The organism is Natrinema sp. SYSU A 869 (assembly GCF_019879105.1).
GTDB lineage: Archaea > Halobacteriota > Halobacteria > Halobacteriales > Natrialbaceae > Natrinema.
The window spans coordinates 2,146,686-2,160,808 of record NZ_CP082249.1 but is presented as its reverse complement, the minus strand read 5'-3'; the positions used below and the strand labels follow the sequence as shown (position 1 = coordinate 2,160,808).

The following is a 14,123-nucleotide window of genomic DNA, read 5'->3' as shown; positions in this document are numbered from 1 at the left end:
GCTCACTCGTACTGGTCCTCGTATCGCTCGTTACAATCGCGGGAATTGCTCCCATGGCTGTGGTCGGATCGAACGGAAGCGCCCCATTCGACGAATCGACGGTGGCAGTCGAGCAGGGCGAATCAGTAACAGTCGACATCTCGTTCAATAATTCCGACCGAATGACGCTAGCCATCGGGCCCAAAGAAGCAGTTAATTACCGTGCGGCCGTCACCGCCGAAGACATAACCGACGACGGGACCGCAACCGTGACCTTCGATACTGGTTCCCTCGCCGTCGATCCCGTCGACGACGCTATCGAACCGGGCGACGGAACGCGACTGACGAATCGGTCCCAGTCCAGACTCGACGACACGCTCGATCCGGGCGAGTACACCATCGGAGCGTTCGTCGACGGCGACGTGATCGATACCGCCACCGTCGTGATCACGGCGGACGACGCGGACGGCTCGGCGACCCTCGCTATCGCGGAAGGGAATCCGGACGCCGACCGTGATATCGACGGTCCCGTCCCGGATCCTGATCCGGATCTCAGTATCGGGTCAAGTGAATACGCTACGTTCGACGGGTACCCGTCAACCGAGCGAGGAGAGACGGCCCCAGTCGCTATGCACTTTAACGATACTGATCAGGCAACGCTGAATATCAGCCACTTCGACGAATCCGGTTTCGAAGCGAATGTTACCGTCGAAGATGAGAACGACAACGGGAACGCGACCGTCGTATTCGACACGGCCGCTCTCGGCGTTGGCTCCGTCGACGATGCCATCGAAGCAGGCGACGGAACGACGGTGACGAATAGATCTCAGGTCGAACTCGAACAGTCGCTCCAACCGGGCGAATACCTCCTCATGGTGACCGTCGACGGCGAAGCGACGGACTCGTCGTATCTATCCATCCAGGAGCGTTCGGCCGAATCTGACTCATCGAACGAGTCGGAAGCCGGCGATAAGAACGAAACCGAAGTCGCCAGTGAGTCGAACGATAACGGCGACTCGGCCGGCGATGGGCTGCCGGGATTCGGCGTGAGTACAGCACTGGTCGGAATTGCGCTCTTCGGAGTCGGGTTCGCCCTGCGAGCCTCCACGGGACGAGACTAACCCGTACCGGTCGCGAGGCTACCCCGCCGACGATAGACGCCCTATTCCGTGCAGTCGCGGACGGCCGGCGATGATGGAATCGATCGGTCAGCGGCTTAACCCGTGTAGTCGCTCCCGATGACCTCCCGAATCCGCTCGGCGGTCACTGTCCCAACGCCGTCCGCTTCCTGTAACTCGTCTTCCGTCGCGATCATCACCGCCTCGACGGTACCGAACTCCTCGAGCAGCGACCGGGCCGTGACGGGGCCAATTTCGGCGATCGAGGAGACTACGTACTCTTGTTGTTCGCTCAGAGTCTTGGCCCCTTTTTCGCCGTGGACCGACACCTCGCGATCGGCGGTTTCCTGCTCTCGGCCGGCGATCACCGCCAGCAGTTCAGTCGTGTCGTCTTCGCCGTCCGTGCGCAGAACGCTCGCCCCGAAGTCGACGGCGAGACTCGAGAGCGCACCCCGGACCGCGTTCGGATGGACGTCACGCTGTTCGTAGAGTCCCTCGCCTTCGACGATCACGATCGGCCGCGAGTAGTGGCGGGCCATCGCGCCGACCTGCTCGAAGACCGATCGGTCACCGCCGACCAGCGAGTCGACGAAGTCTGCGACAGACTTTCGTTCGACGACGACCCGATCCGACAGGACGTAGTCGCCGACATCGAGCGTCTCGAGAGTAATCTCATAGGCCTCGCGTCGCGAGAGCTCGCGGGCGATGTTGGCGTCCATCTCCCGCTGGTCGGCGACGACCGCGACGGTGTCGCCCTCGGCGTGGGGCTCGTGGGTTTCGACTGCCTCGTCGGTTTCCTTGGCCTCAACTGCATCGTCGTCTGTCTCAGTACTCGAGTCCGAGTTGTCGGTTTCGAACTCCCGCAGTCCGGGCTGTCCCGCGACCCCCTCGCTTCCGCTGGAAGAACCGCCGACGGCGTCGGCTTCACTGCCGTTTTCGTCTACTTTCACTCCACTCCTGTCGCTTCCCTCGAAATCGGCCAGTGATTGCTGTGAATCGTCGAGTTCGTCCGCGAGTTCGTCGGCCATGCCCTTCAGTTCGCGCAGTTCCGACTCCATCTCCTTCTCGCGCCGTCGCGAAATCCAGAAGTAGGCCTCGTCGCGGGTGTCCTCGGCCATGAGGACGACGACGCGTCCCTCGGACTGGCGACCGGTTCGGCCCTTCCGCTGGATCGAACGGATCGCCGTCGGGACCGGCTCGTAGAAGAGCACGAGGTCGACCTCGGGTACGTCTAAGCCCTCCTCAGCGACTGATGTCGAGACCAGCACCTCGAACTCACCCGCCCGGAACTCGTCGAGCACTTCCTGTTGTTGCTTCTGGGTCATCCCGTCGGACCCCTCGCGATCGCCCTGCCCGACGAACCGCTTCGCGTCGAAACTCTCCGAGAGGAACTCGGTCAGCGCCTCCGCCGTGTCACGGGACTCGGTGAAGACGATCACCCGATCGCCGCCCTCGAGACCCAGCGTCTCGGCGAGCAGCATGCGGGCTTTGCTGTATTTGGGGTGGATCTCGTCGAAGCTCTCGGCTTTCCGCATGGCCTCGCGTACGCGGGGATCCGAGACCATCCGCTGGCTCGCCTTCGACGCACCCGACGAGCGGGCCTGATTGCGCTGGCGCTCGAAATAGCGACGGAGGGCCTCGACGCTCTGGGTCTCGACCAGCGTGACGGCCTGCCGGAGCTTCATCACTTCGGCGTGGATTGACATCCCTTCGAACCCCTCCGACTGGTCGTTGTTGATCAGCTCCTGGAGCTCGGCCCGCATTCGATTGAGATCCTTCTGGGACTGGTCGGGCTGGGTCGAACTCGCGATACCGAGTTCCTTGAGCTTCTCGAGGCGTTCTTTGATCACCTCGTTCAGCGCGTCCCGGATCTCGATGACTTCATCGGGAAGGTCGATGCGCTCCCACTCGACCTCGGTGTCGTGGGTGAACTCCTCGACGTCGGCGTCCTCCTCGGTCATTACCTCGACTTCGTCTATCCCGAGGTTCTCACAGACCTCGAGGATGGCTTCCTCGTCGCCGCCGGGGGAGGCCGACATCCCAGTGACGAGCGGCCGCTTCGCGTCGGGGTGGTAGCGCTCGGCGATGTAGTTGTAGGCGTAGTCGCCCGTCGCGCGGTGGCACTCGTCGAAGGTGATGTGGGTCACGTCGGACAGCGAGATCCGACTCCCGACGAGGTCGTTCTCGATCACCTGCGGCGTCGCCATCACGACCGTCGCGTCCTCCCACATTGCGGTGCGGTCCTCGGGACTCACGTCGCCGGTGAAGACGACGATTTCCTCGTCGGGGATCTGCAGGGCTTCCCGGTAGAAGTCCGCGTGCTGCTGGACGAGGGGTTTCGTCGGTGCGAGCATCAGTGACTTACCGCCGACCTCATCGAGTCGTCGGGCTGTCACGAGCAGGCTCACTGTTGTTTTTCCCAGTCCGGTCGGGAGACAGACGAGCGTGTGGTGGTTCGCGGCCGTACCCGCAAGTTTCAGTTGGTAGAGTCGCCGCTCTAAGAAGTCGGGCTCGAGGAGCGGATGCTCGATAGAAGCGATTTCCTCGTCCGTCGTAGCCATTACCTGCCGTTCATCGCCGCCGCGAATAAGGGTTCCCGTACCGCGGTGAAAGTGAAGTAGTGATCCTCGAGCGCGCTGACCGGCGGAGACGCCTCGAAGAGCGCCGTCGGCATCACCGCTTTCCACGGTCGTCCCGTAGACACCGCTATGACTGCCGGCGCGACTCAGTCCCACCGCGGACTACCCGATCGGAGTTCGCTCGTCAGGGCCGCCGCGTTCGTCGTGGCTATCAACCTGATCGGCGGCCTTCCCGGCATCTTCTCGTCGCCGGATACACCTTGGTTCCGCGCGCTCGAGAAACCCTGGTTCTACCCGCCGGGGATCGCGTTTCCGGTCGTCTGGACGCTCCTCTTTACCCTGCTTGGCATCGCGCTGTGGCTCGTCTGGCGCAGCGACGCCGACGGCCGGCGGCTCGCACTCGGAGCGTTCGCCGTCCAGATGCTGTTCAACGTCGCCTGGACGCCCGCCTTTTTCACGCTCGAGGCACCGCTCGTCGCGCTCGGCATCATCGTCACGCTCTGGGTGCTCGTCGCCGGGACAATCCTCGCGTTCCGGCGGGTCGACCGCCGCGCCGCGGCGTTGCTAGTGCCGTATCTCGTCTGGGTGACCGTCGCAGCCCTCCTCAATTTCGAACTCTGGCGGCTGAACGCCTGAGAAACGCCGATTGGATGCCGGCGTTCAGTTACTGATCGGATAGTTCGGGCAGCCACCACGTCAACACGATCGCAACGGCCACGAACCCGGCGAGCACGACGTATGCCTCGTCGAAGTAGCCCCGATCGGCGAACGCGCCGAATAGGACCGGACTGATCGCGCCGATGGTCATATAAACGGTCCGCAGGAAGCCCAGGCCGGTCCCCTGCATGTCCGCCGGAAACGCCGCGGTCATGTACGGCAGCGTGATCGTGCCGTAGCCGAGGATGCTCGAGAGGAAGAGGGTCCCGACGACGACGGGCCAGAACCCCTCGAGGAACGGGAGCGCGACCAACGAGAGGACGACGACGCCGAGGACGGGCGGCAGCGATGTCCGGATCCCGAACCGGTCATACAGCCGCCCGGTCAGGGGCTGGACGACGATTCCGGCCGCGAAGAAGGCGCTGAATAGGCCGGTCGCGATCCCTTGGGAGAAGCCCTTGCTCTCGATCAGATAGGTCGGGTAGAAGCCGGTAAACGCCTGCCAGACGCAGTACGTGAGGATCTGGATCGCGGTCACGGTGACGATCTCGGGTCGGCGAAGCTCCGACAGGACGTAGCGAGCCGTCTCGAGGGAGACGCTGTCGACGGCGCTCTCCGCGCTCGAGGTGCGCGCGGGGACGACGAGCCGGAGCCCGATCGCGACGAGGGCGAACGCGGGGACCGCGAGGCCGAAGCCGTACTGCCAGGCGAACGCCGACGCGATCCCGCCGGCCGCGAGCGGCAGGAGGGTGTTGCCGGCCTGGCCGGCGGCCATCGTCACGCCGATCGCGGTGCCGTCGTTGTCGGGATAGATATCGGACAACGTCGTAAAGCGGGCGACGCCGTACAGCGCCGTCCCGAAGCCGAACGCGGCCGTGGCGAGATAGACCACCGGCGCGGAGCCGGCGACGGCGACGAGCCCGAGCGTTACCGTAGAGATCACCGTACTCACGACGAGGACGTTCCCCTCGCCGAACCGGTCGGCAAGCAGTCCGCCCGGGAGCTGTCCCAGCGCGTAACAGAGCCAGAGGGCAGTCAACAGGAAGCCGGCCGTCGTCAGGTCGAGGCCGTAGGCTCGTCGGAGGTACGGCAGCAAGACGGGATAGGCGAGCCGGACGCCGATTGAGAGAAACCAGCCGGCGGCGACTGCGATCAGGATTTCGCCGCGGCCGTCCGTCAGGAAGGCCCGCACAGTCGCCAGTCGACGCCTCGTTCCGAACAGAGACACGGGTGGCTGCTCACTTCGTCGGCGACGGTCTTTAGCGGTCCAGAACGGTATGGCCTTGCCGATATCGGAACCCGTCGACGCGTCGATGCGTCACCGGCCCGGCCGAGCGAACGGTCACGGACTGTTCCCTGTCCCTACAGCGATACCGGCGTGAACTTGAGGACCAGATAGGCCAAACAGGCGGCGTAGATCGGGATCGTCAGGTTGTCATCGACGATGTAGGTGCGGATCTCGAGGGTCACGCCGTCGGCGAGCGTCGCGCCTAGAGCGGCGACGAGCGCCACTGCAACCGGCAGAAACGGCACTGCGACGACCGTCGAGACGAGAAACATCGTGATGAGGACTTTCGGCGGTTTGACCCGCTGGAGGCTGTTGTCCGAGACGGCCCCGCTGATCGGGTCGCCCAGTGCGAGCATCAACATCGCGGGCAGTGCGATATCCGGCTCGAAGACCACCACGACGGCGGCCATACTGATGAGATACAGCGCGTAGGCGGCGGGGTTATCCTGTTCGTACTCGCGGGTGAGCACGTCATAGAGCCGCCAGTCAAGCCCGATCTGGAGCCGCAGGAACTCGAGGACGAGCGCGCCGGTCGCGAGGGCGACCATGAGAACCTGAAACCGGGTCCAGGTGAGTCCGAGCCCGAGATAGGTAGCGAGCAGATAGAGGGCGACCAGCCCTGAGCCGCTGGCATGGACGAGTCGCCGCTTCAATTCGTCGGCCATCATCTCCAGTCTCGGGAGAGGTGACCTTCAGTCCGTCGGTTAGTTCTCCCTAGTCCTATATACTATATAAAGGACTCCCGCGCTCGAACGACGGCAACCGATAGTGCCTGGTGCCGTCACCCGCCCGGTATCGCTTACTCCTCGAGCTCGTCGAACGCGAGGTCGCCGGCCCGGATCGCAGACAGCGTTTCGGGCAGGTCATCGATCGGGAGTCGCTTTTGCGCCGTCGAGTCGCGCTCGCGGACCGTGACGCCGCCCTCCTCCTGTTCGATGCTCTCGTAGTCGACCGTCACGCAAAACGGCGTGCCGACCTCGTCCTGCCGGCGGTAGCGCCGGCCGATGTTGCCCGAATCGTCGTACGTGACCGACAGCCCGCCTCGCGCAGGGCGTCGACGATGGCGTTTGCTTCGGACTCGAGTTCGTCGTCGTTTTGCAGCGGGAAGACACCGACGAAGGTTGGCGCGACCTCGGGATCGAGGTCGAGGAAGGTCCGTTCCTCGCCGGCGACCTCGTCCTCGCGGTAGGCGTGGTGGAGAACGGTGTAGACTGTCCGGTCTACGCCGAAGGAGGGTTCGACGACGTGGGGCGTGACGTGCTCACCGGCCTCCGTCTGTTTCTCGACCGCGAAGCCGGTCTTTTCGACGGGGATCTCGTGGGTCTCGCCCTCGAGGTCGATCTTGACGGTGTCACCGTCAAATGCGGAGCGATCGCGAGCCGCAAGGTCCTCGAGCTTCTGGACCACTGCTTGTGCGTCGCCACCGAACTCGGGGCCGAGGTAGCTCATGTCTGGGTCGACGGCGGCGCGCTCGATGGTCTTCGGTTCGTCGTACTGCTTGAAGATCGTAAAGCGGTCGCCGGAGTGCTCGGCGTGTTTCGAGAGGTCGTAGTTGCCCCGGTGGGCGAAGCCGGCCATCTCGATCCAGTTACCGTCGATCTCGCTCTCAGCGTCCCAACAGTCGCTGGCGTAGTGGGCCCGCTCGCCCGAGAGGTGCTGGCGGTAGCGAAAGCGATCCATGTCGACGCCGACCGATTCGTACCACGGCTTCGCAACGCCGAGGAAGTAGGCGACCCACGGGTCCGTGATGATGCCCTCCTCGACCGCCTCGCCGATTGTCGTCTGGAATTCCTCGCCGTCCTCGGCGTTCTGCTCGCTCGCCGGGTAGAGGGTTACTTCGACGTCCTCGACGCTGGAGAGATCCGGCTTGTCGGCCTCGGGATCGATGAAGTACTCGAGTTCGGCTTGGGTAAACTCCCGCGTACGGATGATCGAGCGCCGGGGGCTGATCTCGTTGCGGTAGGCGCGGCCGATCTGGGTGACACCGAAGGGAAGCTGGTTGCGCGCGTACTCCTTCAGGCGCGGGAACTCGACGAAGATGCCCTGTGCGGTTTCGGGGCGCAGGTAGCCGGGGTCGGAGTCGCCGGGGCCGATGTTCGTCGCGAACATGAGGTTGAACGAGTCGACGGCCTGGCCCGCGAGTCCCGCGCCGCAGTTCGGGCAGACGAGTTCGTACTCGGCGATGACGTCCTCGACTTCGGGAATGGGAAGGCTCTCGGCGTCCTCGTATTCGGTGTTGTCCTCGACGACGTGGTCCGCGCGGTGACTCTCGCCGCACTCCGGACACTCGACGAGCATGTCGTCGAAGCCGTCCAGATGGCCCGACGCCTCGAAGACGGGCTCGGGCATGATCGTTGGCGCGTCGATCTCCATGTTGCCCTCGGCGACCGCGAAGCGATCCCGCCAAGCGTCCTCGACGTTCCCCTTCAGCGCCGCACCCTGCGGGCCAAAGGTGTAGAAACCACCGACGCCGCCGTAGGCCTCGCTGGACTGGAAGAAGTAGCCCCGCCGCTTGGCCAGTTCGACCAGTTTCTCGCTCGTCGGTTCGTCGGCGCTTGCCGCCGCGTGTTCTTGCTCACTCATAGAGTGCCTCCAGTAGATCGACGTCACAGACGATACCGACGAGGTCCTCGCCCGTGACCATCGGAATCTGCTCGATGTCGTTGGTGATCATCCGCTGTGCGGCCTCCTGGACTGACGTCCCGGCCGAGACCGTCACCACGTCGTCGCTCATGAGCTCCCGGATCGGTCCCGCCGGAATCTCGATGTCCCGCGTGGGGAGATAGCGGCTGCCGACCGCCTTGATCCCTTCCCAGGACCAGTCGTCATCCTGATCGCCGAAGTTGTCACCGGTCTCCTCCTCGCCCTCGACGATCCGGGCAACCTCGAGGATGTCGACCTCCGTGAGGACGCCGCTCATCCGACCGTCGTCGTCCAGCGCGACGGTGTAGGGGACGTTCGCGTAGGACAGTTCCCGCTCGGCGACTGGCAGTGGCGCACCCTCGTAGGTCGTGTTCACGTCCGTGCTCGCGTAGGACTCGACAGTTCCCTCGGTCTCCTGATCGCCCGTCGCGATCGCGTGAATGACGTCCGTGACGGTGACGATCCCTTCGAACTCGCCGTCGACGACCGGAACGCGACGTGCGCTCTCCTCGACCATCGTCCGCGCGACATCCTCGAGACTCGTTTCAGCGGTCGTCGTCGGCAGGTCTTCTTCCATCAACATCACGAGTTGGTCCTCATCCGGCTCCTCGATGAGCGTCTCTCGCGAGATGAGACCGCGGTACTCCGGGCCGTTGTCGGTCGGTTTGACGACCGGGACGGACGAGAACGATCGTTCTTGCAGGTATTCGAGTACGTCCGAACGGGTACCTGGCAGGTCGGCGGTGACCACGTCCTCACGGGGCGTCATCGCGTCGGCTACGTTCATATCCCCACGGTACGCCGAAAATGAGTATAACCCAGTGTTTCATACCCGATATCGGTTCGATTTCCGATCAGTATTGCGAACGGACAGTCCAATTCGATGACTTTATATGTATCTGGGTGTCACTCTCTCACATGGCGACGAACCCCCACGCCATGGCGTCCGATGATACGATCGTCGGTTCGATCGACTCGACGGCTGCAAGCGACGAGTATGTCATCGCGGACATCTCCGCGGACGGTGCCTGGTTGTCGATGCAGGCAGACGACGCACCGACGCTTCCGGCCTGGCGATAACCGGGGTGGGAAACGGGATTATTCTGTACCGAGTCCGGTCGCGACCCCCGTCGCGGCCGACAACGGCATGCCGATAGTTGCTACTGCGGTCCGCGCTGCCCACTGTTCGTACGCGCTCCGCGTCGGAAAGGCCTTCACTGATGGACAGATCGCGGCATAGGCGTCCTCGAGCGTTGGTTCTCCGTCCGATGGTATTTCATCAGTGACGACACCGAACGAAACGGCCGCTGTCGACGGCGTCACGTTCAGGTCACCGTCGCCCGTCGCTCGAGCCTCGATGACCGCCCCGCCCGGGCTTGTGGTGTGAATCTCGACGGGGGCCGACGCCAGTTCAGCGAGCGCGACAGCATCGTAGAAACACTGGAAGTCGTAACGGGTGCCGTCGAGTTCGCCCCAGTGGGCCGTTTCCCCGTCCGCGTGACAGAGATCGTCCATCTTGATCGGCCCCCCGCCGCCGATCCGCTGCCGAAGTTCGGCGACCCAGTCCTCGAGCGTGGTGATCGAGGCGTCGCCGACGAACTGTTCCATCGCCGTCCGGACGTCGTCGGGGAGGGGTGTCTCCATGACGGCCGGTCCGTCTATCCAGCGGTCGACCGCCGGTTCGGTCTCATCCGTCGCTGTTGCAGGGTGGGTTTCGACTGTGCGACAACACTCGCAGGTTTGTTCCGTCATATACCATTACTTCGACCCACGAAGTACTTGTACTGTCGAGTCCGAAGTAATGGAGTAACTGCGGTGAACCAAAGCGATGACAGAAACCACCGACGACCGACCCGAACCGTCCGATTCGCCCTGTGACATCGACTGCTACTGTCGGTAGTTCCCATCGAATCAGAAGTTAGTCGAGACTGATGAGGTTAGATTCTCAGGAAGCGTCTGAATGGGTGTATGAAGTGCCTCTACCATCCAGACACCGTTCTTACGGCCTCTGACCTTGAAACCTTAGCGCTTGATCTCCTCTCTGAGATCCCGATCCCCGGAGTCGAAGGCTGCGGCTTCGACTCCGGGATTATCCGACAGACGCTCCTCCAGGCCGCTGTCGATCAGAAATCCATCAAGGCTGTCACTGACACCACTCGTGGAACGTACTCCGATGACTACACGCTTGCCCAACTTCACACGGTCCCGCCTGCTGAACTCGAAGCAATCGCTAACCGCCTTCTCTGTCAGCAGGCGGCGATGATCCTCGGCGCTGGGCCGAGGATCATCTGCCTCGACTTCGTCGATATCCATTATCATGGCTGTCCACACGCTGAACCTGGTGTAATCTGTCACACGAAGCCTCGCGATGGCACCTCCCAGTGCCATCGCTACCTTGCTGGATTTGTTCTTTGTCGGGCCAAACCACTGGTCGTCGCAGTCACACCCGTTCGTGGTGATGAACCGAAGAGCGACGCGGTCGAGCGAGTGCTCGACCACGTCGCGGCCCTCCCCTTTGATGTCGCTGGCGTTCTTGCCGACCGTGGGTTCTACGACGGAACGTCGATCGAGCGACTGAATGCAGTCGCATCAGTCGCTCTTCCAGTCGTGCGGCGCGGAAAACAGATGGCAGAGAAACTCGACACGACGGTGTCCTACTGGACGGAGTACGTGATGTACGAGGGGAGCGAGCGGGAACTACGCTTCCCGCTCGCGGTCTGTGTCTCCTACCAGCAGGGCAATCGAGGTAAACACGGCTTGCTCGTTCGGGCGTACGTGGCGTGCGATCTGACCGATCGCACGCCGAAAGATGTCGAAGCACTCTACCAGAAGCGCTCAGCGATCGAGACAGCTTTCCGAACGATACGTGAAGCGCGTGCACGAACCAGCACGACTGATCCAGTCGTGCGGCTGTTGTTCGTTCTGGTGAGCTTCCTGTTGCGGAATCTCTGGGTGATCGTTCGGTGGGGCGTGCTCGCCACGCCGCAGCGCGGCGGGCGAGCACTGCCTGTCTGGTTCCGGTTCGAGGTCTTCCGCGAGTGGATTGATCACGCACTCGACGACACGTTACGGCGGAAATGGGAAGCACCGACGAACTGTACCGGGATTCCGGCGACCTATAGCCAGCTGGACGCGGGCTGAGATCGCCCGCGTCCAGCGGCAACCCTATACCGGAGCGACGGCCTCGCATCGTGTCTGGCGCGACGGCTCTCTCACTGTCGTGAGATCGCCGTCTGAGCGTGCCGCAGGGAATCACTCGGTCTGATCTCTTTCAGTCCTTCTAAAAATCGAGTCAGCAATCAGGATCGATGGGAACTACCGACTGTCGGCTTGACGGGCTGATGGAGCTGCTCAGTCGCCGGTACGCGATGCAACTGATCTGCGTCGTCGGCGCGATCGGCCCCGCGCGCTACGGCGAGATCGAGGACGCCTTCGAGGACGTGAGTAGTTCGACGCTCTCGACGCGCCTCGACGACCTCGTTGAGGCCGGCTACCTCTCCCGCGAGCAGTACGCGGAGATTCCCCCGCGTGTCGAGTACGATCTCACCGATGACGGCGACGAACTCTGCCGCCGACTGCAACCGCTACTCGAGTGGGCCGCCGATCGAGAGGCGTAATTCCGGAGTCGTCTCGAGACGCAGATTCTCACGAGCGACCGGCCGCCCGTACCGTTTAGTGCACTGCGCTGGTCGCTGCCCCTATGGGGCGCTCTCGACCGCGACGCGATGCGGGACTGGACTCGAGCGACGAGCCTGGACTCCAACGCGACGACTCCCGTCCGTCCGTCGGTACCGTCCTCTCGACGCTGATCCCGCAAGCCGTTGCCCGGCGTGCGATTTCCGTTTCCGTCACGACTGACCAGGACGTCTACGAGCGCGACGCTCCCGTCGATATCACTGTCAATTTCAAAAATCTGCTCCCGGTCCCAGTCGAACTCCCGACGCCCAGCCAGCGCCGCTGGGGCTGGACCGTCGACGGCCATCTCGAGGCCAGCGATGAACGGCTCTATACCCGAGAGCAGCCCGCCACCTTCGATTTCCGCGGCGGCGAGCGAAAGCGAGTCTCAGTGACGTGGCACGGCCGCCTCGAGCGAGCACGGAACGGAAATCGTCGCGAATCCGTGATTCCGGAGCCCGGTGAGTACGAGATTCGGGCGTTCGTCGCGACGGATGAAACCGGTAGCTGCCCGAGCGATTCGACGACGATTGCCCTGCGATAGCGAGGGGTCCATCCGTCACCGATATCCATCACCGGTAACAGTTTGACCGTCTGTGCCGTGGTACCACATATGTCCCTCGAGCAGGTGTTCACGCAGCTCCCGGCACCCAGTTCGCATACGTTTCCCGACTACTCGCTCCCGCAGGGCGATCCGGTCTCGCCGATCGCGGTCACTCGAGCGGAACTCTCGCAGCTACTCGACCTGTACGAGACGTTCCGGGCCGTCGATCCGACCGGGTGGGACTCGAACTCGGTTCTCGGGGCGGCGACGACGTACATGCAACGAACGTTCGGACTGCCGCAGTATCGGCCGGACGAGCAGTTACACGACGATATCGCGGCGATGCTCAACGACTTCTCTGACGATCTCGGCGGCCGATCGATCGGCGTCGTCGACGCGACGCCCGACCATCATTGGACGCTGTACTTCTTCCTTGTCAGTTGCCGCGGCTATCACACCGCGCCCCACATTCGATTCGACCCCGACGAGGCGGCGGTAGAGACGCTCTACGACATCTACCAGCGGGTGACCGACCAGGACCTGTACGTCAAGCACCCGTCGTCGGCGCTCGATTGAATCGGGAGAGCGCGTCAGCGCCGTCGGGTTCGAACCCGAAAACGCGGCCGTTCCGGTGGCGAATACGTGCTAACTTCGGACTACGCCATCGCTACCGGGATATCGTGGATTGATTATGAGTGGGAAAAAAGGGGCCGCGTCCGCGGCTTCCGTTCATCGGATCGTTCCTCACCCAGTGAGGAAGCCACCGGGTAGAATGCGCGTCGCGGGACGGCCGTCCTCGTCCGTTGTCTGCCCCTCACCGAGCGCCGGGGAGTAAGCGATGGTTCGTCGAGCCTTCGCGATTCGCTGCGTGCCTGCCGTGACGGTGGTGAAAATCTTACTCATACATGAGTAACAAAGCGCGGCATGCGTATAAGTATTTTTGAGATGAAAGATCGTGGCAGTGCGATGGCGACGGCTGAATTTTCCCGACTCGTTTGAACGTGGGCATTGAATCTTCTCGAGCCGAAATTTGACTACGTATCCGACGGGAAATGTGGGGATCCGAGGGTGTATATCAAATATACGCAATCGGATACTACTGGTCCGATGGGTCACCGATGCGGGTGGCAGGTAGCGGTAGGCTCGCCGTGATTCGCTCTCTCTCGGTCGCAGCCGCTATCGGAATGCGGAGAGCATCGAGAGCGGCGGTGACCCGCTCTCGGAGTGCAAAAGTCATAGATCGTCCGCAACTCGCCGTATCGTCCGGGCCCCGTTCGACGGGAACCGAACCGTCGGTGCATTCGCGGCGGGTCTCGGTCTGCTTACCCGGTCAGAAACCCGCCCGGCGAAACCTGCGTCTCGGGGTGGCCGTTATCGCTCGTCTGGACGCCCGAGAACGACGGCGAGTGTTCAATCGTTCGCTGTACCTTCGCGCCGGTTTCCGTGTGTGCTGCCAGGATGGCGAGTATCTTACTCATACACGAGTTAATAATTGCGGCAGCCGTTTAAGCATTATTACGATTATCGATCGTGTTAGATAATCCTGACTCGAACTATGAGTGAACCATTCTCACGATCCCGTCGCGTCCCATTAGTCTCCCCCTGAACGGTCGGCAGAACCGCTCGGTGAGGTCCACTCG

General features: G+C 62.9%; 14 protein-coding genes and 1 pseudogene. 7 read left to right on the top strand and 8 right to left on the bottom strand.

Annotation, left to right across the window (positions count from 1 at the left end):
* Positions 1 to 53 precede the first annotated feature (53 nt).
* Entirely contained in the window at positions 54 to 1,100 is a 1,047-nt protein-coding gene (locus K6I40_RS18890; RefSeq protein WP_222915393.1) for a hypothetical protein, read from the top strand.
* A gap of 95 nt (positions 1,101 to 1,195) precedes the next feature.
* On the opposite strand, the gene K6I40_RS18885 is transcribed toward K6I40_RS18890, so the two are convergent.
* On the bottom strand, positions 1,196 to 3,658 hold the full coding sequence (locus tag K6I40_RS18885) for a DEAD/DEAH box helicase (protein ID WP_222915391.1): 2,463 nt from the start codon (positions 3,656 to 3,658) through the stop codon (positions 1,196 to 1,198).
* 147 nt (positions 3,659 to 3,805) lie between these two features.
* On the opposite strand from K6I40_RS18885, the gene K6I40_RS18880 reads away from it, so the two are divergent.
* Positions 3,806 to 4,312 carry a TspO/MBR family protein gene (locus tag K6I40_RS18880; RefSeq protein ID WP_222915390.1) on the top strand — a complete coding sequence of 169 codons (507 nt, stop codon included), beginning with the start codon at positions 3,806 to 3,808 and terminating at the stop codon, positions 4,310 to 4,312.
* A 28-nt stretch (positions 4,313 to 4,340) separates the two neighbouring features.
* Here K6I40_RS18880 and K6I40_RS18875 read toward each other — a convergent pair whose 3' ends face one another.
* The 4 genes and pseudogenes from K6I40_RS18875 to K6I40_RS18860 form a co-directional block, all read right to left on the bottom strand.
* A complete protein-coding gene (locus tag K6I40_RS18875) occupies positions 4,341 to 5,561 on the bottom strand; it encodes an MFS transporter (RefSeq protein ID WP_222915388.1) in 1,221 nt (406 codons plus the stop codon).
* Positions 5,562 to 5,695: 134 nt separating this feature from the next.
* A complete protein-coding gene (locus K6I40_RS18870) occupies positions 5,696 to 6,286 on the bottom strand; it encodes a dolichol kinase (RefSeq protein WP_222920407.1) in 591 nt (196 codons plus the stop codon).
* Positions 6,287 to 6,420: 134 nt separating this feature from the next.
* Positions 6,421 to 8,204 (bottom strand): annotated as a pseudogene (gene glyS / locus K6I40_RS18865) (glycine--tRNA ligase).
* Positions 8,197 to 9,051, bottom strand: a complete 855-nt coding sequence (locus tag K6I40_RS18860) for a CBS domain-containing protein (RefSeq protein WP_222915386.1) — start codon at positions 9,049 to 9,051, stop codon at positions 8,197 to 8,199. The pseudogene glyS and the gene K6I40_RS18860 overlap by 8 nt, the downstream one beginning before the upstream one ends.
* 131 nt (positions 9,052 to 9,182) lie before the next feature.
* Here K6I40_RS18860 and K6I40_RS18855 point away from each other — a divergent pair, with 131 nt between their 5' ends.
* The gene (locus K6I40_RS18855) at positions 9,183 to 9,344 is read left to right on the top strand and encodes a hypothetical protein (protein ID WP_222915384.1); all 162 of its coding nucleotides are present in this window, start codon (positions 9,183 to 9,185) and stop codon (positions 9,342 to 9,344) included.
* Between the two features lie 18 nt (positions 9,345 to 9,362).
* Here the strand turns inward: K6I40_RS18855 and merB are convergent, their stop codons facing one another.
* A complete protein-coding gene (merB, locus tag K6I40_RS18850; RefSeq protein ID WP_222915382.1) occupies positions 9,363 to 10,016 on the bottom strand; it encodes an organomercurial lyase in 654 nt (217 codons plus the stop codon).
* Between the two features lie 216 nt (positions 10,017 to 10,232).
* On the opposite strand from merB, the gene K6I40_RS18845 reads away from it, so the two are divergent.
* The 4 genes from K6I40_RS18845 (at position 10,233) to K6I40_RS18830 (ending at position 13,059) form a co-directional block, all read left to right on the top strand.
* Entirely contained in the window at positions 10,233 to 11,405 is a 1,173-nt protein-coding gene (locus tag K6I40_RS18845; RefSeq protein ID WP_222913236.1) for an ISH3 family transposase, read from the top strand.
* A gap of 200 nt (positions 11,406 to 11,605) precedes the next feature.
* A complete protein-coding gene (locus tag K6I40_RS18840; RefSeq protein ID WP_222920406.1) occupies positions 11,606 to 11,881 on the top strand; it encodes a helix-turn-helix domain-containing protein in 276 nt (91 codons plus the stop codon).
* A gap of 83 nt (positions 11,882 to 11,964) precedes the next feature.
* A complete protein-coding gene (locus K6I40_RS18835) occupies positions 11,965 to 12,483 on the top strand; it encodes a hypothetical protein (protein WP_222915380.1) in 519 nt (172 codons plus the stop codon).
* Positions 12,484 to 12,552: 69 nt separating this feature from the next.
* The gene (locus K6I40_RS18830; protein ID WP_222915378.1) at positions 12,553 to 13,059 is read left to right on the top strand and encodes a hypothetical protein; all 507 of its coding nucleotides are present in this window, start codon (positions 12,553 to 12,555) and stop codon (positions 13,057 to 13,059) included.
* A gap of 168 nt (positions 13,060 to 13,227) precedes the next feature.
* On the opposite strand, the gene K6I40_RS18825 is transcribed toward K6I40_RS18830, so the two are convergent.
* Both K6I40_RS18825 and K6I40_RS18820 read right to left on the bottom strand, forming a co-directional pair.
* Complete coding sequence (locus K6I40_RS18825; RefSeq protein ID WP_222915376.1) at positions 13,228 to 13,386, bottom strand: hypothetical protein; 159 nt, start codon at positions 13,384 to 13,386, stop codon at positions 13,228 to 13,230.
* Positions 13,387 to 13,805: 419 nt separating this feature from the next.
* On the bottom strand, positions 13,806 to 13,961 hold the full coding sequence (locus tag K6I40_RS18820) for a hypothetical protein (RefSeq protein WP_222915374.1): 156 nt from the start codon (positions 13,959 to 13,961) through the stop codon (positions 13,806 to 13,808).
* Positions 13,962 to 14,123 lie beyond the last annotated feature (162 nt).